Here is a 22,175-nt window from a genome sequence, read left to right as displayed (position 1 = left end):
CCACCACGGAGGTGGTGCCATGCTGACGAGCAACCTGTTCCTGTTGTCGGTCGCCGTTCTGATTCTCGTCGTGCTCGCCGTGCTAGGCGCAGTGCTTTGGATCGCGGCGCACAACGCGCAAAACAAGCCGGCGGCGGAGCGCAAGATCGTCCGGCTGCGCACCGATTCGCTGCGCAATGCGTTTCGTCACGCCGTCGAGCTGATCGAAGGCAATATCGCCTCGCGCAGTGAGCGTTACAACGTGCCGTGGGTCATCGTCCTGAACGAAGGGGAAGACCCGCGTCCGCTGCCCATCGCGCAGGCGGGCGTCGCGAGCGTCTTGAGTTCCGAGGCAGCGAATCCTGCCGCCATCCAGGGCATTTCGTGGAATTTCTTCGATCGCGGCGTCGTGATCGACATCAAGGCCGCGTATCTTGGCTCTCCCGACGAAAGCAGCGATGAAAAGCCCTGGGACGAATTCCTGAGCTTGTGCCGCAATTACCGGCCGCAGCGCCCCTTCGACTCGGTCGTCGTAACCGTGCCGGCGGCGATGCTGCTCGCCGATCATCCCGACGCGCGCCTGCAGCTCGAGCGCCACGCGAAGCTCGCGCACCGCCGGCTGTGGCTCGCACAGAATCGCTTCGCGATGCGGTTCGCCGTCTACGTCGTCATCACCGGCTGCGAAGACTTGCCCGGTTTCGCGGCATTCGCGCGGGCGCTGCCCGAGCCGCTGCGCGCGAGCATGCTCGGCTGGTCCTCGCCGTTCGATCTGTCCACGACCTACCAGTCGAGTTGGGTCGATACGGCGATGGGCAGCATGGAGCGCGCCGTGTCCGACGCGAGCGCCGAACTCTTCACGCTCGATACGGGGATGCTCGACGTACAGGGATGCCTGTTGCTGCCGGCGCGCATGGATGCGGTCCGCGCGCAATTGCAGCTTTATGTCGACGAACTGATGCGGCCGAGCGCGTACCACGAGCCGTTCTTCTTCAGAGGCATCTATCTGACGGGAGATAGCGGCGAGCTTGCGCTGCGCGGCGAGACGCGGCAAGAAGCCGGCGAGGCCGCACTGCCGGAATCGCCCGAGGCCCACGACCCCTACGCCGAGCGTGCGGAACCTCGTCTCTCACCGGATGCCGACACCGCCGATGCGGAGCATGGCGGACACGGCGAGGGCGGGGTGCTGAACGACTTGATGCTGCAGCCGGCGTTCTTGCGCGACCTGTTCGAAAAGAAAATCTTCCTCGAATACGGGCTGACGCGGCCGTCGCGCTCGCAACACCTCACTCGGCCGATGCTGCACCGGACGATGCGCTGGGGCGCGATCGCTTTGCTGGGCGGCTGGACGCTCGGGCTCACGGGCGCCACGCTCGCATTGAGCCACCGCAATCCCCGGCTCGTCGCCGCCTTGAACGAGTTGCACGCCGATGCGCAGGAGCGCGACGCGGCAGCGCGCGGCGGCGAATCGTTGCCGTCGGATTGGTACCGCCGCAAGACGCTATCGCTGATCAGCATGAACAGTCAGCATATCGGCACGTTGTGGACCGTCTTCATGCCGGGCTCGTGGAGCGTGTTCGACGACCTCGATCAACGCGTGCGAGGCCGATTCGAGCACGAGTTCGGCGAGATCGCGCTGACGGCGCTCGAGCGAGAGATGCTGGCGCACGTGAGCAGCATGACCGGCGTGGCGACCGATCCGAGCACGGGGCAACTGATCGTCGGCGACGATTGCGCGGCCCCTTCGATCGGCGGCGACTCGTCGATCGTCACGAGCTTGGCCGTGGACGATTTGCCTGCCATGCATGCGATGCAGCGCTACGTGGCCGGCACCGATCAGCTCGATGCGGCACTGGCGGCCATGCAGCGTTTGCAGAGGCCGTCGCTCGGCAACGAAGAGGCGCTCAGGCTCGTCGTGCGCTATGCGTTCGGCACCGAGTTGCAGGGCAACGTGGCGGGCAGCCTGCGCTATTTCTATCACGATGGGTCGGGCCATGGCGATGCCTACGCGGCCGACGGCACCGGCGGCTTGAACTTGCCGGTGATCGAGCAAGCCGTGCGCTGCACGTTCGACAAGGGTGCGCAGCAGCTCGACGCGCAAATGTTCACGGCCAATCCGTTGCTTGCGGCCGAGCGCGCGGTGACGGGCAAGATCGACGCGCTATCGGTCGGCAGCGTGGGCCTGGGCGATTTCGGGCAGACGAGCGCGGCCTATCGCGCCATCGTCGCCGGCATCGATACGCAGCAAAACCTGCTCGCCGCGGGCAAGGCCGGCTGGATGCATCAAACGCAATTCAATCCAGGCCCGGTCTGGGATCGTACGTTCATCCGCGCCGCCCAGAACCGGCTGCTCGGCGCCGATCTCGTCGCGCGGCTGCGCGAACGCTCCGGCACGGCGTTCCAGGTGTTCGCGAGCGAGATGGCGCAGCGCTTCGGCAGTTCCGACAGCGGCATCGTCTGGACCGACAAGGACGCGCGCTACGTGGTTTCGCCCGGGCGGCTGGCGTTGCGCGACGGCTTGGCGAAGCTGTTGTCGCAGCCGTTCATGGTGGCGCCGCGCAATCTGCCGTTGCCCGCGGTGCCCGACGGTTCGACCGTAACGTGGGACCGGACGCAGTTGGATCAGGCGATCGCGCTCGGCGACGAGCGCAAGAAATATCTAGCCGAAGGTCTGACGACGTTCCCCGATGCCGTGCGGCCGGCCGTGCTGCAGGCGCTCGATGCGCAATTCGCGCGCCTCGTGCTGGATCAAGTGGCGTCGGCGGCTGCCGTGTCGCCCACGGACGGCGACCCGACGGGCACGGCATTCGACGCCGCGCGCACCCGGCTCGTGAAGATTCGGGCCGCGCTCGTGGAAATGGGGGCGAACGCGCAGGCGGCTGATCTCGATACGCTCGTTTCCAGCGATGCCATGCAGCATCTACGGCTCGTCGACAATGCGCTCACGCAATCGGATCTATATGCGACGCGCCCCGCGGGCATCGGCTCGGGCAGCGTCAGGCCGGTTCTCGCGGCATTCGGCGTCAACGATGCCGGCGCGCTCAATGCCTATCTTCAGCAGCAGTCGCTGCGCGCGCTCGATCTCGGCAAACAAGCGAAGTCGTATCTGTCGGCGCTCGACGCCGCCGATGCCAACTCGCCGCTCGCGCAGCGCTGGCAAGCGATCGTTGCGGATCTCGATCGCTACCAGCTCAAGAATCCGAACAGCGGGCTGCTCATGCTCGAGCAGTTCCTGCAGACGGTCGCCGCCGATCCGAACGCCAGCGATTGCGTGGACCGCTTTCCGGCTCGTCCGGCCGGTGTCGGCGGCGATTACTTCACGTCGCTGCACATGCGGCTATACGATAGCTTGCTCGCGCGTTGCGGGTCGACCTATGCCGATAGGCTTCGCGGCGAATGGGACGGCTTCGCGTCGGTGTTCAATCAGGGCGTCGCGTGGCGCCGGCCGTTCGGCGGGCCATTGCAGCCGGTCCGGCTGACCGAGGCGCAAGCGACGCCGGCCGACTACGGCGAGCTCGGCGTGGCGCTCAAGCGTTACGAGCAGGTGGCCTCCGCTTTGCGTTCGGCCGGCGGGCCCGGCGTGCGGGCGATTCGCGCGGATGCCGTGCGGCGCTTCGTCGAAGAGTTCGATCCGGTGGACGCATTGCTCGCGCCGCTGTATCCGGGTGCCGACGGCGTGACGGCCGGCTACGACGTCAACGTCGATTTCCGCGCGGATCGCACGGCGGAGGTGGCCGGCAATCAATTGATCGATTGGACGCTCAAGATCGGCGAGCACAGTCTGTCGATGCAAGACGCGCCGCATTCGCTGCATTGGGAGTACGGCATGCCTGTCACGCTCGTGCTGCGCTTTGCGAAGAATTCGCCGCTGGCGGCGAAGAACGATCCCGCGCAGCGTAATTTCACGACCGATGGGACGACGCTGACGTGGCAGTTCGCCGATCCGTGGGCACTGATTTCGTTCGTCTCCGAGCAGCGTGTCGCCGATACGACGGTGAGGGCGAGCGCCGCCTCGTCCCTGCTGAAGTTCGAATTTCCGCTGGAGACGTCGAACACCGCCGATGCGGCGCTCGTGTCGAAGTACCCGCGCGGGCGCGTTTTCGTGCGCGTGCGGCTGAGCCCGGGCGGCAAGAAAATCCCGCTCGCTTGGCCGAACAGTTTTCCGACTCACGCCCCGACTTGGAGCACGAACTCATGAACCCGTCCGATCTGATCGAAGCCGAGCTGAGTTTTGCGGTCGATCTGGGGCCGTTGTTGGCTCCGTTGGCCGATGGAGACGGCGTCGGCGTGTCGTTGCGTTCCGATCCCGTCTGGCAGCAGATACGCGATGCGCAGCGCGAGGACGATCCTTCGCTGCCGATGGGCGAGTGGGAGCGCCCTTTGATCAAAGCCGACTGGCAAACGGTCGCATCGCTCAGCGCCGAGGCCCTTTCACGGCGCAGCAAGGATTTTCATCTTGCCGTATGGCTCTGCGAGGCGTGGACGCGGCTCTACCGCCTCGAGGGCATGATGGCCGGGATGCGGCTGTTGACCGAGTTCGTCGATCGCTTCTGGGATCATGCCCATCCGCAAATCGACGGGCAAGACACCGATGCGCGCGCGGCACCGCTGCATTGGATCAGCCGTAAGCTCGAGATCGTGCTGAAGCTGCACGTTCCGTTGATCGGCCTATCCGTCGAGCCCGGCTTCATCAATCTCGACGACTGGCAGCGCGTCGTGGCAGCCTCGCTGCAACAGGACGACGACGCGCCGCCCACGCATTTGCCGAGAGAAATGCTCGATCGGGAAGCGGCGCAAGGCTCGAATCTGGCCTTGCTGCGGCAGCTCGAGCGCACGGTCGGCAGCGTGCAGACCGCCATCGACGATTTGGCGCGTCGGCTCGACGATCGCTTGGATGACAACGCGCCGAGCTTCGCGCGCGTCAAGACGACTCTGGGCGAGTTGCAGCGTGCCGCGCGTGCGCTGCGCGGCAGTCACGCGCAGGATGAGGAGCCGACGATGGAAGCACCATCCGAAACCACCGAAATTCACGTGTCCCCACTCGACGATTCGCAATTGGAGGTCGGCATGCAGCCACGAGCGCTACCGGTCACGCTCGACCACATCGTCGATCGCGCGCATGCGTACCGGCTTCTCGAAGACATCGCGCGCTATCTCGCCGAGCACGAGCCCCACAGCCCGACGCCTTATCTGCTCGCGCGCGCCGTCAGTTGGGGCCGTATGCCGCTGCCCGAACTGATGCGCGACATCGTCAGCCAGGAAGGCGATCTCGGGCGGTACATGGCGATGTTGGGCGTGGAGCCGTAGCCGTCTGCACGGCGGCCGCCCCGATCGCCCCGATCGCCGCGGCGACGGCGAGCCGCGCCGCGGAACACGCGGCACTCATGCAGCGACCGCCAGCCGCTGCGCTTCCCGGTAGGCTTGCAGCAACCGTCCCTTCTTATTCCGAGCGGCAACGGCATTGCGTTCCTTGACATGTCCGAAGCCGCGAATTTCCTCAGGCAGCCGCGCGAGCTCGAGTGCGCTCGAGAGCCGATGCTCGTCCAGCGTGGCGCAAAATTCGTCGACGAGTGCCAAGTAATCGACGATCAACTGCCGCTCGCCGCGGCGCTCGGCCGTTTTGCCGAAGACGTCGAACGCCGTGCCGCGCAGGCCTTTCATGCGCGCGAGCATCCTGAAGACGGGCATGACCCACGGGCCGAACCGCTTCTTCCGAAGATGGCCGTGCTCGTCGCGCTTCGCGAGCAAAGGCGGTGCGAGATAGAAGTTCAGCCTGTAGTCGCGTCCCGGTTCGCCCTCGAATTGCGCGCGCAGTTTGTCCAGATAGCTCGGGTCGGCGTAAAGGCGGGCGACTTCGTACTCGTCCTTATAGGCCATCAGCTTCGCGAGATTCTCGGCAACGGCCTTCGTGAGCGTGAGGCCGGAATGGCGAGCGACTTGAATTTCCTTTTCACGGATCCGATCAACCGCTTGGCGATAGCGCCGCGCGTAGGCCGCGTCCTGATAGTCGGTCAGCCATGCCTCGCGTGCCGCGATCAACTCGTCGAGCGACTGAGCCTCTATGCGCGGCTTGGCGACGCTCGCCTTGACGAGCGCTTGGACGGCGGTAGCCCCATGATGGGCGACGTATCGGCCCCAGTGGAAGGCTCGCAGATTCTTGTCGACGGACACGCCATTGAGCTCGATCGCGCGCAGCAGGCTCGACCGTTCGAGCGGCAGCCAGCCCTTCTGCCATGCGAAGCCGAGCAGCAGCGGATTGCTGTAGATCGTGTCGCCCAGCAGCGATAGGGCGAGCGCGTTGGCGTCGATGAACGCACAGTCTTCGCCGATTGCCTCGCGAAGCTGCGATTCCGTCTGCGTGCCTGGGAACACCCAGTGCGGATTCTTGACGAAGTCGGCCGTCGGCGTGCCGCCGCTGTTGATCGCGGCGGAGGTCACGTTGCGCTGCGTGCGCGAAAGTACCTCGTTCGAGGACGAGACGATCGCATCGCAACCGATGACGAGCCGCGCTTCGCCTGTCGCGATGCGCGTGGCGTAGAGCCCGTCGGGCGAGGCCGCGACCTGAACGTGGCTCAGCACGGCGCCGCCTTTCTGAGCGAGCCCTGCCATGTCGAGCACCGTTACGCCTTTGCGCTCGAGATGGGCGGCCATTCCGATCAGCCCGCCGATCGTCACGACCCCCGTGCCGCCGACGCCCGTGACGATAATGCCGTAAGGGCGAGCGAGGGCGGGCAGCGACGGCGTGGGCAATGCATCGAAAGCGGTCTCGGCCGCACCCGCATCCGCACCGATTGCAGCCTTGGGCTTGCGAAGCTGCGCGCCTTCGGCCGTCACGAAGCTCGGGCAAAAGCCCTTCACGCATGAAAAGTCTTTATTGCACGACGATTGATTGATCTTGCGCTTGGTGCCGAGTGGCGTGTCGAGCGGTTCGACCGATAGGCAATTCGACTGCACGGAGCAATCGCCGCATCCTTCGCACACGGCATCGTTGATGAACGCGCGCCGCGCCGGATCGGGATAGGTGCCACGCTTACGGCGGCGGCGCTTCTCCGTTGCGCACGTTTGATCGTAGATGAGGACCGTCGTGCCCGCGATCTCACGCAGTTCGCGCTGAACGGCGTCGAGCCGATCGCGGTGATGAACGTCGACGCCGGCCGGCAGCGTGACGCCCTCATACTTCTCGGGTTCATCCGTGACGATGACGATGCGCTTCGCTCCCTCGGCGTGCACCTGGTGCACGATCTGCGGGACGGTCAGCACGCCGTCGATCGGTTGGCCGCCCGTCATGGCGACGGCATCGTTGTAGAGGATCTTGTAGGTGATGGTCGCGCTGGCGGCAATGGCGGCGCGGATCGCGAGCAGCCCCGAATGGAAATACGTGCCGTCGCCGAGATTGACGAAAACGTGCTTGTCGCCCGAAAAGTGCATCTGCCCGATCCAGGCCACGCCTTCGCCGCCCATCTGACTGAACGTCTCGGTCTTGCGGTCCATCCAGAGCGACATGTAGTGACAGCCGATTCCGGCCATGGCACGCGAGCCTTCGGGCACGTTCGTCGACGTATTGTGCGGGCAGCCCGAGCAGAACCACGGCTTGCGCTCGACGGTGACGCGGGGCTTGGCCGCTTCGCGCTCCTTTGCTTCGATGATGGCGATGCGCGCGAGCATGCGGGCGCGCACGTCGGCGGGCAGCTCTGCGCGCGCGAGCCGGCGCGCGATGGCCTTCGCGATCAGGGCGGGCGATAACTCGTAGTGTGCCGGCAGCAGCCAATCGCCGCGCGGGACCGACCATTCGCCGCCGGCGTTGTCGCGCTCGTCGAATTTTCCGTAGATCTTCGGGCGCACGTCTTCGCGCCAGTTGTATAACTCTTCCTTCAATGCGTATTCGAGGATCTGACGCTTCTCCTCGACGACGAGAATCTCTTCGAGACCGGTGGCGAACGCGCGCGCGTCTTGCGCGTCGAGCGGCCAGACGCAACCGACCTTGAGCAGACGCAGGCCGATCTGTGCGCAGGTTTCGTCGTCGAGGCCGAGATCGCTGAGCGCTTGGCGCACGTCGAGGTAGGCTTTCCCCGCGGTGATGATGCCGAAGCGCGGCTTGTCCGAATCGATGACGATCCGGTTCAGCTTGTTCGCCCGCACGTAGGCGAGCGCGGCATACCACTTCTCGTCGAGCAGGCGTGCTTCCTGCACGAGCGGGGCATCCGGCCATCGAATGTTGAGCCCGCCGGCCGGCATGGCGAAGTCGGCCGGCGTGACGATTTCGACGCGGTCCGGATCGAGATCGATCGAGGCGCTCGATTCGATGACGTCGGTCACGCACTTCATGGCGACCCAGAGGCCGGAATAGCGGCTCATCGCCCATCCGTGCAGCCCGTAGTCGATGTATTCCTGCACGTTCGCCGGATACAACACAGGGATGCCAGCGGCGATGAACGCGTGCTCCGATTGATGCGCCACGGTGGACGACTTTGCCGCATGATCGTCGCCGGCGAGCACGAGCACACCGCCGCGCGCGTCGCTGCCGGCGGAATTGGCGTGCTTGAACACGTCGCCCGTGCGGTCCACGCCGGGCCCTTTGCCGTACCACATGCCGAATACGCCGTCGCGCGTCGCGCCGGGCCACAGATTGATTTGCTGCGAGCCCCAGACCGCGGTGGCAGCCAGATCTTCGTTGATCCCGGGCTGGAAGACGACGTCGTTTGCCTTCAGGTGCTGCTTGGCCTTCCATAGCGCCTGATCGAGCCCGCCGAGCGGCGAGCCGCGATAGCCGGAGATGAAGCCCGCCGTATCGAGGCCAGCCTTCTTGTCGCGTGCCTTTTGCAGCATCGGCAAGCGCACCAGAGCCTGGGTGCCGCTGATGTAGACGCGCCCCCGTTCGAGCGTGTATTTGTCGTCGAGCGAAACGGGTGCGTCAAGGGGCAGCGAGGGCTGCGGAGGCTGAGCGGATAGGCCTGCCGCGAGATCGGGCGCGTTCATGTGGGGGTGTCTCCTGCTATCTCGATATTCCAAGCGAGTATAGGAATGGCGGTCGATATCGTAAAATCACAAATAATCAATCCAGGTATTCGAAAAACGGATGTCATTCGATCTTACGTTGCGGCAGCTGCGCTACTTCGTGGCGGCGGCGCAAACGGGGCAGTTCTCGATGGCGGCGGCCGACGAGCACGTCTCCCAATCGGCGATCACGAATGCCGTGCTGGCGCTCGAGAGCGGGCTCGGGACGCGCTTGTTCGAGCGGCTGCCGCATGGGGTTGCGCTGACACCGGATGGCCAGGATTTTTACAATCATGCGAGGCGTGTTCTCGAGGCAGCGCGAGATGCCGTGCATAAGCCGCCGTTCCGGTCGCACGACATGCGCGGCGTCGTCCGCATCGCCGGGTCCTACACGGTATTGGGGTACTTCCTGCCCGATCTGCTCGCGCGTTTTCGCGCGACGTATCCGTACATCGACTTCGATCTGCGCGATATGGAGCGTGCGGATATCGAACGGGCCGTGCTCGAGGGTGAGGTCGAGATCGGCGTGGTGCTGCTCACGAACGTCGATCGGCTGAGCCGCTTCGGCAGTCAGGTGCTGATCCGCTCGCGGCGGCAGTTGTGGGTGGCACCCATGCATCCGTTGGCTCAGTTGGATGCGCCTTCGCTGAAGGACATTGCGCCTCATCCCTACATCCTGATCACCGTGGATGAAGCGGAGCAATCGACGCTGCGCTATTGGAAGAAGAAGCGGCTCGAGCCGAACGTCGCGTTCCGCACGACGTCGATGGAGGCGTTGCGCGGCCTCGTCGCGCATGGCTTCGGCGTCACGATCTTGTCGGATATGGTGTTTCGGCCTTGGTCGCTCGAAGGCAAGCGCATCGAAGCGCGGCCGATCTTAGATGCCGTGCCGCAGATGGATGCCGGCATGATCTGGCGCAAGGGGGGGCAGTTGAGCGGGCCCGCCGCCGCCTTGCAGCAGTTTCTGATACACGCATGCAGCACTTAGTGTTCCAGGGCGAGCGCTGCTCACTCCCCCTCCCAAGACCCGCGCAAATCGCTGTCATACAGCAATTGCAGCAGCGTCTCCGCTGGACGGCTCAGCCGCTTCGCCGCCAGCGCGATGAACTCGATGTCGGGCAGTACCGGCAAGCTGGCGGCGTTGACCGGTTGGGACAGCCCGCGCGCGGACACGTATTGTGGACGCACGGTAATGCCGAGGCCGCCGCGCGCGGCCGCAATCGAGCCCGAATGGCTGCTGCTCGTGCAGACCACTTGCCAACGAAAATCCGTCTGGGCAAGGGCATCGAGCACGACCGCGCGCGTCACGCTAGGCTCGGCGACGAGAATCAACGGCAGCGGTTGCTCGAGATCGACGAGCGTGCCCGTTTTCGCGAGCCATTCGAGCCGCCCGGTAAACAACGGAACGCCGCGCTTGTCGCCGAGCCGCCGTTTGCCGATCAACAGATCGATCGATCCGGCATCGAGCAACTCGTACAGTCTTCCGGTCATGCCGATCATGATCTCCAGCTCGACGTCCGGATGCGCGTTGCGAAACGCGGCGAGAACGGTAGGCAGCGGGCCGAGCGCGATATCGTCGGACGATCCCAGGCGCACCCGGCCTTTTAGCCGCGGCCCACGAAACTGCGATTCCGCGCGATTCAACGCCTGCAGGATCACGCCGGCATGCGCAAGCATCGCCTCGCCGTCGGGTGTCATCGCCAGCGAATGCGTGTCGCGCATCAGGAGCCGCCGCCCCACGGCCTCTTCGAGGCGGCGAATGTGCTCGCTGACGCTCGATTGCGTCAGCCCAAGGCTGCGCGCCGCCTCGGTAAAGCTATGGCAAGCGGAGACGGTGACGAAAGTCTTGAGCCAGACGGGATTGAGCATGCGCGCCATTGTTATCGAGAATACCGATAACAGTCAATGCCGCTAGTGGGGTTCTCGATGGAAACCGATTCCAATATCATGTACGGGTTTTCAACGATTGCGCGAGCCCCGGTCGGCGTCTCGGTCGAACGGCGGTTTTTCCGGTTCGGCCGCGCGATCGAACTCATCGCCATGAACCAGGACACCTCTCGAACAGCGCTGTTGTGGATCGTCGCCGCCGGATTCTTCATGCAGGCGCTCGATACCACGATCGTCAACACGGCGCTGCCGTCCATCGCTCACAGCCTGGGCGTGAGGCCGCTCGTGATGCAGTGGGCCATCGTTGCGTATACGCTCACGATGGCCACGCTGACCCCGGCCTCAGGTTGGCTCGCCGATCGTTTCGGCACGCGCCGCGTCTATTTCACGGCCATCCTGATCTTCGTGCTCGGGTCGGTGTGTTGCGCAAGCTCGCATACGCTCGGTCAGCTCGTCATCGCGCGCGTCCTGCAAGGCATCGGCGGATCGATGCTGCTGCCGATCGGCCGGCTCGCCGTGCTGCGCAGCGTCAGCAGCGAGCAATACGTCTCGGCGCTCGCCATGATTTCCGTCGCCGGACAAGTCGGGCCGATCGTGGGGCCGACGCTCGGCGGATGGTTCGTCGAAGCGATTTCTTGGCATTGGATCTTCCTGATCAACGTACCGATCGGCTTGATCGGGATGTTGGCGGTCCATCGTTATCTGCCGCGTGCCGTCGGTACCCAAGCGCCGCGATTCGACTTGGCCGGTTGCGCGCTGCTCTCCCTGTGCATGATCGCTTTCTCGCTGGCCGTCGATGCGCCCGTGCAATCGCATCGCACCGCATGGTCCGTCGCTCTGTTCGTGCTCGGCGTCGTCGCGGCGCTCGCGTACGTGCCCTATGCGCGGGGCCGCCGCAATCCGCTGTTCAAGTTATCGCTGTTTCGCGAGCCGAATTTCAGCGTGGGGTTGATCGGCAATCTCGTGAGCCGGATCGGATCGAGTGCCGTTCCGTTCCTCGTTCCCTTGCTGCTGCAACTCCAGCTCGGCTACTCGCCGTTGCGGTCCGGATTGATGATGCTGCCCGCTGCGCTCTCGGGGACGATCGCCAAACGCTGGATCGCACCCTTGGTTCGCCGGTATGGCTACGACACGTTTTTGCTCGTGAATACCTTGATCGTCGGGCTGTCGATCGTCGCTTTCGCGCTCGTGACGCAGAGCACCCCGGCAATCGTCGCGATCGCCGTGCTGGTCGTCTTCGGAGGGGCCAATTCGATGCAGTTCGCGGCGATGAACAGCGTCACGCTGAAAGGGCTGTCGCACGAAGATGCCGGCGGCGGCAACAGCCTTTTTTCGATGGTGCAGATGCTCGCGATGGGATTGGGCGTGTCGATCGGCGGCACGCTCGTCAAGCTGTTTTCCGATCAATGGGGATCGGCGATCGTAGGGTTCCGCATGAGCTTCGTCTGCGTGGGTGGCATCACGCTCGTCGCCGCGCTGGTCTTCCGCCGGATCGAAGAGGCGCCGGTTATCGCATCGTCAGCGAAGCCGGCTGCCCTCGGCCGGCCGTAGCGCTCAGCGTCCGGACGTGCCGGTCGCGGCCGGCATGCGCTGCGCAGGCGGCGTAGTCATGGCGGCGGGCTTGCCGAAGTGATAGCCCTGCATGAGCCGGCAGCCGAGGTCGGACAATACGGCCGCTTGCCGAGCCGTCTCCACGCCCTCGATCACGCAATTCAATTGCAGGCTGCGGCACAGCTCGACGATGCTGCGAACGATGCCCTGCGCGAGCGTGTCACGCTCGATATCCTTCACGAACGTCCGATCGACCTTGACGCTGTTCAGCGGCAACTGGTGAATGCAATGCAAGCTCGAGTAGCCGGTGCCGAAGTCGTCTAGCGCGATTTTCGCGCCGAGCGCACTCAATTGGGACAGCGCGGCACGACCTTTCGCGAAATCCTCGATCACGGCGGTCTCGGTCACTTCGAACGTGAGCCGGCTCGCGTCGAGGTTGCTGTGCCGCACGATGTCGCGAATCCGTTCGACCGCCGCCGGCGAGGCGAGATCGCGTGCGGACAAATTGAACGAGACGCCGACGCACGAATCGCCGTTCTCCATGAACGCGAGCGCCTTGCGCAGCAGCACCGCCGTCAGTTCGTGAATGAGATCGCTTTTTTCCGCGATTCGAATGAAGACGTCGGGTGCGATGGCGCCGAGCGCGGGGCTGTGCCAGCGGGCCAGCGATTCGTACGACACGACTTCGCCCGTGCCGACGTTCAGAATCGGCTGGAAATGCAGCGTCATCTCCTGCTCCAGATCCGCTTGCCGCAGCGCTTGCTCGATGCTGCCGAGGTGCCGGATCGCGCTTTCGTGCTCGTCCGAGAAGATCGTGGTCTGCCCGCGGCGATGCGCCTTGGCGTGATAAAGCGCGTAGTCCGCGCGTTCGAACAGTTGCTCGGCCGTGCGGCCCGCTTCGGGAAACAAAGCGATGCCGACGGTGGCCGAAATCCGCACGGTCGCTCGAGGAAGCTCGTACGGCTCTCGCAATGCGTCGCAGATGGCCGCGCTCGTCGAAACGATGTCGTCCTGGGTCGAGACGCGGCCGAACAGCAGGCCGAACTCGTCTCCTCCAAGCCGAGCGATCTGCAACTCATCGCCGGCGAACCGTTGCAATCGATCCCCCACTTCGCACAACAGGGCATCGCCCGCGCGGTGGCCGTGCAAGTCGTTGACTTGCTTGAAGCCATCGAGATCGACGATGCCCACGGCGAATCTCTGCTGATCCCAGCCGTCGCGCGTGAAGTGCTTGCCGAGACGGCTGAGGAACTGGCGCCGGTTCGGCAGGCCCGTGAGACTGTCCATGTTCGCGAGCCGCAGGTTCTCGCTGTTCAGCGCGAGCAATTGCTGCTGTTTGTCTTCGAGCACCTTCTTCGCATTGACGAGATCGGCGAAATCGCGATAGTAAGTCAAGAGCACCTTGATCATGGCGCCTGCGACGAGCAGCAGGTTGATCGCGATGGCGACGAGCACGGCGTTGCCCGTCAGCGAAAAGAATACGACGAACGGGCCGAGCACGAGCGCCGTGAGCAGCAGCGCTGCGATGCGCATGTGCATCAGGCAAAAGATGCAGGCGATCACGCTGATCGACATGTAGAACGCTACGTGAGCGCGCGCGTAAGCATCGCCGTAGGGATACAGGCTCAAGCCCCAGGCTGTGAACGCGACACCGAACAGCATGACCAAGATCACCGTGTTTCGCATGCGCACGGCGATCTGTCGATCCGTCAACGTGCTGCGCAGCGACCGGCGGCGTGCCCAGATGCCGAGGCGAAGCAGGCAGCAGGCGCACAGCAGGGCGGGAACGACCTTGCTCAAGAAGGCCGGCGCGCTGTGGACGTGAGTGAATGCCACGGCCACGCTGTTGGCCACTAGCGTGAAATAGAGGAGCGGCAATTGCCGCGAGAACGCTTCGAACTGGCTGCGCATCAATGCGATGTTCGCCGCGTTGTTACGCTCGAATGATCGGGTCAAACGCATTCGGGGGGGCGGGTCGGTCTACATTTTATGAAACGCTTCTTTCCCGTTTACGGCGGCCTGCGCGATTTCTTTAAGTGAATGAGCTTGTATTGACGGGCGAGCGGAGAGCGCGTTCGTTGCATCTAATTTGTTGTCTAACGAATGGATTCGACTGCTCTGCCCGCATCCTCCGACGCGCGGATACGCGTTGATCGCAGTAGCAAGGACGGAATCGGCATCACAATCGCTTACGTTCGCCATAGCGCCCTTCTGCGACAATACCGTCCCTTCGATTTCGGATGACGGACGCATCGACGGTATGGCATCGAACAGCGCACATCACGCAACGGGCTGGGCTGCCGGATTGATTGCGGCAGTGCTTGTGGCCAAGGCCGGGGCGGCTGGGCCTTGGCATTCGGGTAGCTTCATCGCGTTCGCGGCGGGCGTGGCCGGTGGTACCGCGCCCGATTGGATGGAAGTCGCGTGGTGGAGCCGTACGCGGCGGTTGTGGATCACGCATCGAACGGCCACCCACTGGGGGGTGGGCTGGGCGGCGGCGCTCGTTTTCGCGTATTGCTCGCTCCATCCTTCCAGCCCTTTTACCGCTGCCTCGTTCGGCTTCGCCTGCGGCGGCCTCATGCACTTGCTCGCCGATTGGCCGAATCCGCTCGGCGTGCCGTGGATTTGGAAACGGCATTCTCTGAATCTGTGGAAGAGCGGGCGTTGTGATCTGCTCGTCGTCGCGCTCGCTTGGGCGGGAGCGTGTTGGGTGGCCCGACCGCTGTGGGCGCCGCGCATTGCGCCGTTCGTGCATGGGCTGCGCGAGTTCGTTCGTTGATTTACCGTTTCGCCTCGAATCGCGCGAAGCTTCGGCGCACGAAGTACGCGCTTTCGGAGCGCGCAATTGCAATGCCGATGCCGATGCCGCGATTTCCAGCCGACTCGATTTTCAGCCAACTCAATCCGTCAAATTCATCCGGGCCATCATCTCCTCGGTTTCGCGCTGGCCGATTGCACTTCGCAACGCGAGCAGCATGACGATCGCGCTCCAAATCGTCACCGCCAAGATGTCCCATCCGAACTGGAGCACGCCGAGGCCGCCGCCGATGCCGCCGAGCCACGATAGGATCCAGATGCCCCCGAACCAAGGCAGCAGCCAGGCGATGTGTCGCCAGCCGAAATCGCGCGGGCTCTTACGTAGCACGAGGTGGTAGTAGAGCGCGTAGATCACGAAGCCGATGGCGACCAGCGAGAACAAGAACGTGTTGGTTTCGAACCCGGTCCAGTAGATGACCAGGTTGCTGCAAATGAACGCGATCGGTGCCAGTACCGGCGCGGCCCACATGCGGAACGGGCGCTTCACCTCCGGCAGGTTGCGGCGCATGACGAGCAGCGCGACCGGGCCGAGGCCGTAGGTGAGCACGGTGATCGACGTGATGTAATTGACCATCTTCTGCCAAGCCGGGAACGGCAGCAGGAAGATGACGCCGACGATCCACATCACGAACACGGCAACCCACGGTACTTGATGCCGATTGATCTTCGCCAGCCAGCGCGGGCCCGCTTCCATCTCTCCCGTCGCGAACAAAATGCGCGAACCGCCCGTGACGTACATGAGACCGGTGCCTCCCGGGGAGATATAGGCGTCGATATAAAGCAGCGTCGCCATCCAACCCAGCCCCAGCGTGGCGGCGAGTCCAGCGAACGGACCCATCTCGCCCTTGAAGCTCAGGTCGGCCCACCCATGCGCGAGATCAGCGGGCGAGAGGGCCCAGATGAACGCCACTTGCAAGAGGATATAGACCACGGCAGCGAGGATCACGGATCCGATCACGGCGAGCGGGATGTCGCGATGCGGATTGGCCGTTTCTCCACCGAGATCGATGGCGGTGCGAAAGCCTAGATAGCTGAATACGATGCCTGCCGCCGGCAGCGCCGTAAACATGCCCGATAGCTTGTACGTGTCGGGTGCGGCGTGCAGCACGTCCCAGTGCGTGCTGGCGATCAGCAGCCCGGCGATGGTCAGCAACGGAACGAGGATTTTCCACCAAGTGACCGTCGAATTGACGTTGAGCAGCCACCTGACGACCATGAGATTGAGTAGTGCGAGGATGGCCAGCAACGCGGCGCACGCGACGAAGCCGGTGACGCTCAACAGGCCCGCGCTGCCGGGAAGGATGAATATGGGGAGATAGTTGTTCGCATAGGTGACGATGGCCTCCGCTTCGACGGACGGTACCGGCACGTAGGCCAGGAAAAGCAGCCAGCACCAAATGCGTCCGAGCCCGTCGCCGTGGCTCGCATGGCTCATGTGCACGAGTGCGCCGCTACGCGGGAACAGCGCGGCCAGCTCCGCAAAACAGAGCGCGATCAGCATGATGATGACGGCACCGATGACCCAACTCCCGATGCTGAGCGGGCCTGCGATCTTCGACGCGTGATACGCCCCGAACAGCCAGCCGGAGCCGATCATGCTCGTCGTGCTCGCAAAGAGCAATCCGATGATGCCGGCATCGCGGCGGAGCTTGCCCGACAGCGTCAGGCTGGACGTATCGCTCATGTCTGCCTCCTTGCACCTACCTGTTCGCAGCGCTCTATGGCGCGTCGTTTCAATGTAGGTACGGCTTGTTAAACGAAACTTAAGCACTCCTTACGTTTCGATTAACCGTGCCCTACGGCAAAGCGATGTTGCGTGGGAGCGCAAGCGCCTGATCCATTCAGGAAAGCAGCCGCCGTGCCCGCTATCGCGCTTTCCTTACTTTTTCTTCATGAAAGCTTAAGTTGATGTCGAAAGCCATCCTGATAGTCTTTACCGACACGCCGCAAGACGGCTCAAAAAGGAGAATGAAATGAGGTTTTCGCATGTTGTCTTCGGTGCACTGCTGTCCGTGATGAACGTTGGAGCGTTCGCGGACGTCGTCCATTTCGACGCGCAGCGCTACGACGAACTGCGCCGCGAAGGCAAGCCCGTGATCGTCCACACTGATGCCTCCTGGTGCCCCGTCTGCAAGAAGCAGCGCGAGTTGCTGTCGTCGATCGAGCAGGAGCCGCAGTTCCAGAAGGTCACCGTCTTCGTCATCGATATCGATGCCGACAAAGACATCATGCAATCGCTCCATCTGACGAAACGCAGCGTTTTCATCGCTTATAAGGGCGATGCCGAGGTCGGGCGCTCCCAGGGCGATACCGACAAGGAATCGATAGAAGCCCTGTTCGCGAAAGCGCTTTGAAGCCGGTCCGCATCGCTGGAGCTCGACGATGGCATTCGGATTGACGACTTATGTGCTGGGCTATCTGTCCGGCGTTCTTTCGACGCTTTCTCCCTGTGTGTTGCCGCTACTGCCGATCGTGCTCGGCAGTGCGGTGGCCGCGGGCCGTTTCGGTGCTCTGGCACTCACGGCGGGCACCGCGCTTTCGTTCGGCGCGGTAGGCATCTTGCTGGCCACCGTGGGCGCGACGCTCGGGTTGGACGAAGAGGCGTTCCGCCATGTTGCAGCGGTGCTGCTGGTCGTTGTTGGACTCGTATTGATGGTGCCCGCGATTCAACGGCGATTCGTCGTGGCTGCGGGCGGTATCTCCGGCCGCGGGCAGACCCTGCTTCAGGGGCTGCGATATGGCGGCAGCAGCGGCCAGTTCGTCATCGGCCTGACTTTGGGGGCGGTATGGAGCCCATGCGTCGGGCCGACGCTGGGGGCGGCGATTGCCCTGGCGGCGCGCGGAAAGAACTTGGCTGACGTGGCGCTGCTCATGGCGATCTACGGCTTCGGTGCGGCCACTCCGATGCTGCTGCTCGGCTCAGTGTCGCGCGCCGCGGCGGCGCGATTGCGCGGGCGATTGTCCTCGTTCGGCAGCGCCGGTAAATATGTGCTCGGCGCTGTCCTCTGCACGCTCGGCATACTGGCCTTGAGTGGGCTCGACAAGACACTGGAAGCCGCGATGACCGAACGCTCGCCGGCTTGGCTCATCGATCTGACGACGCATATTTGACCTCGATCCGCTGGGAGCCGGCCATTCATGCGTTCGGTGCGGCTCGAACGGGTATGCTTGCGTCTCGGCACGGTGGAGACCGGACAACGGACGATGCGCATTCTGATTATCGAAGACGAGAAAAAGCTTGCCCGCGCTTTGAAGGAAAGCCTGGAGCACGAGGGGTTCGACGTAGACGTCGCCCATACCGGCGAGGAAGGTTTCTTTCTCGCCAACGAACGGCCTTGCGACTTGATGATCCTCGATATCATGCTTCCCGGGCGCGACGGCATCGATGTGCTGTCGACGCTGAGAAAGCGTGACTGGCGGATGCCGGCCATCATTCTCACCGCAAAGGATACGGTGGAGGACCGCGTGCTGGGCTTGGATTGCGGTGCGGACGATTACCTCGTCAAACCGTTCGCTACCGCGGAACTGCTTGCACGCGTGCGGGCCCTGCTGCGCCGGCGCGGCGACGAACGAGCGACCACGCTGAACGTGACCGACCTCGCGATGAATTTGATCACGCGCGACGTATCGCGCGCCGGCCGGTCGATAGAACTGACCGCGAAGGAGTTCGAACTACTCGAATATCTCTTGCGTCGCCAGGGGACGGTCGTGACTCGCGAGATGCTGGCGCGCGATGTGTGGAAAGTATCGGTCAGGGCTGTGCCGCTGGACAACGTCATCGACGTTCATATGGCGCGGCTGCGCAAGAAAGTCGATCAAGGCTTCGCGGTTCCGATCATTCAGACGATCCGTGGCGTGGGGTTCATCGCGCGGCCGCCGACCCCATGAAGGTGCTCGCGGGAACCGTTCGCTGGCGCGTGGCCCTGTGGTCTTCCCTATGGATCACACTGATTTACTCGCTATTTGCCGGCTGCGTTTTTTTGGCGTTCCGATATGGGTGCGTTGCCCAGTCGCGCACGCGATTGAACAACGTCTTGACGTTGGTCGAGCATGAAGTTTCGAAAGCGCCGGATCGCTTGGCGTCGATCGAGAAGGCGTTGCCGGAGTGCAGTTTTTATGTCCTGGGCGAAGGCCGCCTGCTGTACGTCAGCAATGGCTGGGCAGCGACCGGCCTCGCCGCGCCCGTTCGAACGGCTGCGCGCGGATACGCGTTTCTGGCCTCGCGGCCCGGCCAGCACTATGCGGTCGGGGAGGCTGGCATGCGCGCTGATGGCCGACAGTGGCGGATCGGCGTCGCAATGGACGATCAGCAAACGGTCGAGAACCTGCATCGGCTCTTGCTCGTTCTTCTCTTCAGCGTGCCCGGTATCTTGCTCGTCAGTGTTCCTGGGGGATACTTTCTTGCCGGAAGGTTTCTTGCGCCCATCGACGACATGGCACGAAAAGCCAAGGCCATTACGGCGGAGGACCTTTCACAGCGGCTGCTCGTCGGCAAGCCGCATGATGAATTCGGCCGCTTGGCGAGCGTATTCAACGAGACGTTCGATCGGCTCGAAGATGCTTTCGAAAAGTTGAGGCGCTTTACTGCGGACGCGTCTCACGAACTGCGCACGCCGTTGGCCGTCATTCGAAGTTCGGGCGAAAACGCATTGAAAGGCGGCGGCGACACCGCATCCTATGAAGACGCGATCGGTAGCATGCTCGAAGAAGCAGACCGAATGGCTCGCTTGCTCGAAGGCTTGCTGACGTTGACGCGGGCCGAGGCGGTGCCTCCGAAGTTGAGCTTGGACGATACGCGCCTAGGCGAAATCTCGTTGGACGTCGTCGAATGCTTGCGCGTGCTGGCCGAGGAAAAGCGGCAGACGCTCGTCTTTCATGAGGAAGACACGCTTCATGTCAAGTTGGACAAATCGACTTTCGAGCAAGCCTTGATCAACCTCATCGCGAATGCGATCCAATACACGCAAGCCGGCGGGGAGATCACGGTTCGAGTCAGACGTTGCTCCGCGAGAGGGGCGCTCGTGGAAGTCGACGATACGGGCCCCGGCATCGCACCCGAGCATCGTAAAAAAATCTTCGAGCGCTTTTATCGTGTCGATGCGGCGCGCTCGCAGGCCACCGGAGGCTCGGGGCTCGGTTTGGCCATCGCCCGCTGGGCGATCGGGCTGAACGGGGGCACCGTCGAGTTCGAAGCGAAGGAAGGCAACGGCAGCCTGTTTCGAATCGCGCTGCCTTGCGATTGAAGGCCGCGCCCGGCAACCGATCAGTTCACCGAACAGTGCACGGTGCCGCTCGTTTCGGACGACTGCGCCGTCGCGCCATCCTCGACGCGATTGCGCCCCATCGTTTTTGCTCGGTATAGGGCGGCGTCCGCATTGGCCAGCAAGATCGCCGGCGGCACGCCCGCTCCCGACGTCGCCGAAGCGTGGCCGATCGAAACCGTGACGCAGGACATCTGCGGAGCGGGCCCCGCCATCGCCATGTCGGCCACCGATTTGCGCAGGCGCTCGGCCGTGGCGATACCGGTGAACGTGTCGCACGCCGGGAGCACGACGACGAATTCTTCGCCGCCGTACCGTGCGACGAAATGCTCCGGACGGATCAGTCCTTGGTTCAGTGTCTGCGCGATCCGGCGCAAGCATTCGTCGCCGGCGAGATGCCCGAAGGCATCGTTGTACGCTTTGAAGTGATCGACGTCGACGAGGAGAATCGCAAGCGGATGGGCCGATGCGGCAGCCCTTACCATTTCCTGCGGATAGCGCTCGTCGAAATAGGCGCGATTGAACACGCCCGTTAGCCCGTCGTGCACCGAAAACTCCTTGAGCGCGCGATGTGCGTCGGCCAGCTTCGAGTACGTGCGGCTCGTCTCGTACATCAGCATGCCCAGCAAAGCGCTGGCCGATACCATCGAGGCGATCCTCGCCGCGTACCAGCCGAGGCTGTATCGCGCCCCGGCGCCGAGCGTCAATGCCACGTCGGCCAGCCCCGCGAACAGCGCGACCGCAAGCCACAGGTCCATCAGCGTGCGCAGCTTGGTGACGGCAAGGTGAACGCCGAGCGCCGTCACGCAGATGCCGGCCACCGCCAGCGTTGCCCAGCCCGGCGACAAGTGCCGGTATGATCCGGCGTTCTCCACGAGGCCCGGCAATCGGTGCCGTCCGATGATGGCTGCCTCGCACAGTGCAACGGAAAGCGTGACGGAGCCGCCGATCGTCAGCAGCCCGTACTGAGTGCGTCTTTTCATGTTCGCGATCGGCGGTCGCGTTCGCGTGGCGAGCGAGAGCGCCACCAGCACTGCGAACCCGCCGCGCCAAAGCAGCCAGATCCAAATAGCGGTTTGGCGCTCCGCCGGGCCTAGGTTTTCGGTCGCGAAGACGCCGGGGTAGACGGCCAGATGAAAAGCAGCCGTCACGCCGATGAATGCATACGCACTGGCGATTGCGGCGAAATAGGCTCGTCCCGAAGCGCGGTATTGCGTCCACAACAGAAACGCCGTCAGCCCTTCCGAGAGCGCGACGGAGGTCGCGAACATCGGCATGAACGGCCGCATGACGGCGCCTTGTATCGTCAAGAGCGGCCAGACGGCCACCACGGCACATACGATCGCCGCGGCGGCGGTGATGGCGGCAAGCCGGTGGTTGCGTCGGGTAGGAATTTGAAGGAGCGTTGCTTCCATCGTCGGGTAAAGCTGATGCGACACCGAGGTTCGTGAGTGAAGCGGCGCAGCATCGCGGCTCCCAATGCCTCGATTACATGCGAGAGCGTTTCGTATCAGTGCCTGAACGCGTGGCGCTCGTTCGAGCGGCGCGACGCCGCCTGTCCAGGCTCGCATTGCATGCGATTATCTCTGGTCAACGGCATTTCCGAAAAAAACTGAAGCGTTTCCTGCTCGCCGCTGTGTTCGCCGTCACCGCTACTCGCTATGTGACTTCCTTGCACCGCGTTGCCCT

15 protein-coding genes are annotated in these 22,175 nt (G+C 63.7%); 10 read left to right on the top strand and 5 right to left on the bottom strand.

Annotation, left to right across the window (positions count from 1 at the left end; all coding sequences use genetic code 11):
- The first annotated feature begins 19 nt into the window (after positions 1 to 19).
- Both ACTHNZ_RS06770 and tssA read left to right on the top strand, forming a co-directional pair.
- Positions 20 to 4,174 carry a type VI secretion protein IcmF/TssM N-terminal domain-containing protein gene (locus ACTHNZ_RS06770; RefSeq protein WP_440541731.1) on the top strand — a complete coding sequence of 1,385 codons (4,155 nt, stop codon included), beginning with the start codon at positions 20 to 22 and terminating at the stop codon, positions 4,172 to 4,174.
- Positions 4,171 to 5,283: a type VI secretion system protein TssA gene (gene tssA / locus ACTHNZ_RS06765; RefSeq protein WP_440541730.1), complete on the top strand. Its 1,113-nt coding sequence runs from the start codon at positions 4,171 to 4,173 to the stop codon at positions 5,281 to 5,283. Before ACTHNZ_RS06770 ends, tssA begins: the two co-directional genes overlap by 4 nt.
- 75 nt (positions 5,284 to 5,358) lie before the next feature.
- Here tssA and ACTHNZ_RS06760 read toward each other — a convergent pair whose 3' ends face one another.
- A complete protein-coding gene (locus ACTHNZ_RS06760; RefSeq protein WP_440541729.1) occupies positions 5,359 to 8,952 on the bottom strand; it encodes an indolepyruvate ferredoxin oxidoreductase family protein in 3,594 nt (1,197 codons plus the stop codon).
- Positions 8,953 to 9,052: 100 nt separating this feature from the next.
- Here ACTHNZ_RS06760 and ACTHNZ_RS06755 point away from each other — a divergent pair, with 100 nt between their 5' ends.
- Positions 9,053 to 9,958, top strand: a complete 906-nt coding sequence (locus ACTHNZ_RS06755) for a LysR family transcriptional regulator (protein ID WP_440541728.1) — start codon at positions 9,053 to 9,055, stop codon at positions 9,956 to 9,958.
- Between the two features lie 20 nt (positions 9,959 to 9,978).
- On the opposite strand, the gene ACTHNZ_RS06750 is transcribed toward ACTHNZ_RS06755, so the two are convergent.
- The gene (locus ACTHNZ_RS06750) at positions 9,979 to 10,839 is read right to left on the bottom strand and encodes a LysR family transcriptional regulator (protein WP_440541727.1); all 861 of its coding nucleotides are present in this window, start codon (positions 10,837 to 10,839) and stop codon (positions 9,979 to 9,981) included.
- Positions 10,840 to 11,010: 171 nt separating this feature from the next.
- Here ACTHNZ_RS06750 and mdtD point away from each other — a divergent pair, with 171 nt between their 5' ends.
- Positions 11,011 to 12,408 (top strand): multidrug transporter subunit MdtD, encoded by a 1,398-nt coding sequence (gene mdtD, locus ACTHNZ_RS06745; RefSeq protein WP_440541806.1) that lies wholly within the window; start codon positions 11,011 to 11,013, stop codon positions 12,406 to 12,408.
- Positions 12,409 to 12,411: 3 nt separating this feature from the next.
- Here the strand turns inward: mdtD and ACTHNZ_RS06740 are convergent, their stop codons facing one another.
- Positions 12,412 to 14,364, bottom strand: coding sequence for a putative bifunctional diguanylate cyclase/phosphodiesterase (locus tag ACTHNZ_RS06740; protein ID WP_440541726.1), 1,953 nt, complete (start codon positions 14,362 to 14,364; stop codon positions 12,412 to 12,414).
- A 304-nt stretch (positions 14,365 to 14,668) separates the two neighbouring features.
- Between ACTHNZ_RS06740 and ACTHNZ_RS06735 the strand changes: the two genes are divergently transcribed.
- The gene (locus ACTHNZ_RS06735) at positions 14,669 to 15,187 is read left to right on the top strand and encodes a metal-dependent hydrolase (protein WP_440541725.1); all 519 of its coding nucleotides are present in this window, start codon (positions 14,669 to 14,671) and stop codon (positions 15,185 to 15,187) included.
- Positions 15,188 to 15,307: 120 nt separating this feature from the next.
- On the opposite strand, the gene ACTHNZ_RS06730 is transcribed toward ACTHNZ_RS06735, so the two are convergent.
- Positions 15,308 to 16,909, bottom strand: a complete 1,602-nt coding sequence (locus ACTHNZ_RS06730) for an APC family permease (RefSeq protein WP_440541724.1) — start codon at positions 16,907 to 16,909, stop codon at positions 15,308 to 15,310.
- 289 nt (positions 16,910 to 17,198) lie between these two features.
- On the opposite strand from ACTHNZ_RS06730, the gene ACTHNZ_RS06725 reads away from it, so the two are divergent.
- The 4 genes from ACTHNZ_RS06725 (at position 17,199) to ACTHNZ_RS06710 (ending at position 20,468) form a co-directional block, all read left to right on the top strand.
- A complete protein-coding gene (locus tag ACTHNZ_RS06725) occupies positions 17,199 to 17,579 on the top strand; it encodes a thioredoxin family protein (RefSeq protein WP_440541723.1) in 381 nt (126 codons plus the stop codon).
- 28 nt (positions 17,580 to 17,607) lie between these two features.
- Positions 17,608 to 18,336 (top strand): cytochrome c biogenesis CcdA family protein, encoded by a 729-nt coding sequence (locus ACTHNZ_RS06720; protein WP_440541722.1) that lies wholly within the window; start codon positions 17,608 to 17,610, stop codon positions 18,334 to 18,336.
- 93 nt (positions 18,337 to 18,429) lie between these two features.
- A complete protein-coding gene (locus ACTHNZ_RS06715; RefSeq protein WP_440541721.1) occupies positions 18,430 to 19,113 on the top strand; it encodes a response regulator transcription factor in 684 nt (227 codons plus the stop codon).
- 134 nt (positions 19,114 to 19,247) lie between these two features.
- Positions 19,248 to 20,468, top strand: a complete 1,221-nt coding sequence (locus tag ACTHNZ_RS06710; protein ID WP_440541720.1) for a HAMP domain-containing sensor histidine kinase — start codon at positions 19,248 to 19,250, stop codon at positions 20,466 to 20,468.
- Positions 20,469 to 20,488: 20 nt separating this feature from the next.
- Here ACTHNZ_RS06710 and ACTHNZ_RS06705 read toward each other — a convergent pair whose 3' ends face one another.
- Positions 20,489 to 21,925 carry a sensor domain-containing diguanylate cyclase gene (locus ACTHNZ_RS06705; RefSeq protein ID WP_440541719.1) on the bottom strand — a complete coding sequence of 479 codons (1,437 nt, stop codon included), beginning with the start codon at positions 21,923 to 21,925 and terminating at the stop codon, positions 20,489 to 20,491.
- Between the two features lie 8 nt (positions 21,926 to 21,933).
- Between ACTHNZ_RS06705 and ACTHNZ_RS06700 the strand changes: the two genes are divergently transcribed.
- A partial coding sequence (locus ACTHNZ_RS06700; protein ID WP_440541718.1) for a hypothetical protein occupies positions 21,934 to 22,175 on the top strand: 242 nt, incomplete at its 3' end.

It is taken from the genome of Trinickia sp. (assembly GCF_051953955.1).
Taxonomy (GTDB): Bacteria; Pseudomonadota; Gammaproteobacteria; order Burkholderiales; family Burkholderiaceae; genus Trinickia.
Note: the sequence above shows the minus strand (reverse complement) of the source record. Positions and strands in the feature narration are given on the sequence as shown.

Excerpts from the sequence above, each read along its gene's own strand:
- ACTHNZ_RS06770 (WP_440541731.1), top strand. The coding sequence starts at position 20 with ATGCTGACGAGCAACCTGTTCCTGTTGTCGGTCGCCGTTCTGATTCTC.
- ACTHNZ_RS06720 (WP_440541722.1), top strand. The coding sequence starts at position 17,608 with ATGGCATTCGGATTGACGACTTATGTGCTGGGCTATCTGTCCGGCGTT.
- ACTHNZ_RS06715 (WP_440541721.1), top strand. The coding sequence starts at position 18,430 with ATGCGCATTCTGATTATCGAAGACGAGAAAAAGCTTGCCCGCGCTTTG.
- tssA (WP_440541730.1), top strand. The coding sequence starts at position 4,171 with ATGAACCCGTCCGATCTGATCGAAGCCGAGCTGAGTTTTGCGGTCGAT.
- ACTHNZ_RS06755 (WP_440541728.1), top strand. The coding sequence starts at position 9,053 with ATGTCATTCGATCTTACGTTGCGGCAGCTGCGCTACTTCGTGGCGGCG.
- mdtD (WP_440541806.1), top strand. The coding sequence starts at position 11,011 with ATGAACCAGGACACCTCTCGAACAGCGCTGTTGTGGATCGTCGCCGCC.
- ACTHNZ_RS06760 (WP_440541729.1), bottom strand. The coding sequence starts at position 8,952 with ATGAACGCGCCCGATCTCGCGGCAGGCCTATCCGCTCAGCCTCCGCAG.
- ACTHNZ_RS06750 (WP_440541727.1), bottom strand. The coding sequence starts at position 10,839 with ATGCTCAATCCCGTCTGGCTCAAGACTTTCGTCACCGTCTCCGCTTGC.
- ACTHNZ_RS06725 (WP_440541723.1), top strand. The coding sequence starts at position 17,199 with ATGAGGTTTTCGCATGTTGTCTTCGGTGCACTGCTGTCCGTGATGAAC.
- ACTHNZ_RS06735 (WP_440541725.1), top strand. The coding sequence starts at position 14,669 with ATGGCATCGAACAGCGCACATCACGCAACGGGCTGGGCTGCCGGATTG.
- ACTHNZ_RS06730 (WP_440541724.1), bottom strand. The coding sequence starts at position 16,909 with ATGAGCGATACGTCCAGCCTGACGCTGTCGGGCAAGCTCCGCCGCGAT.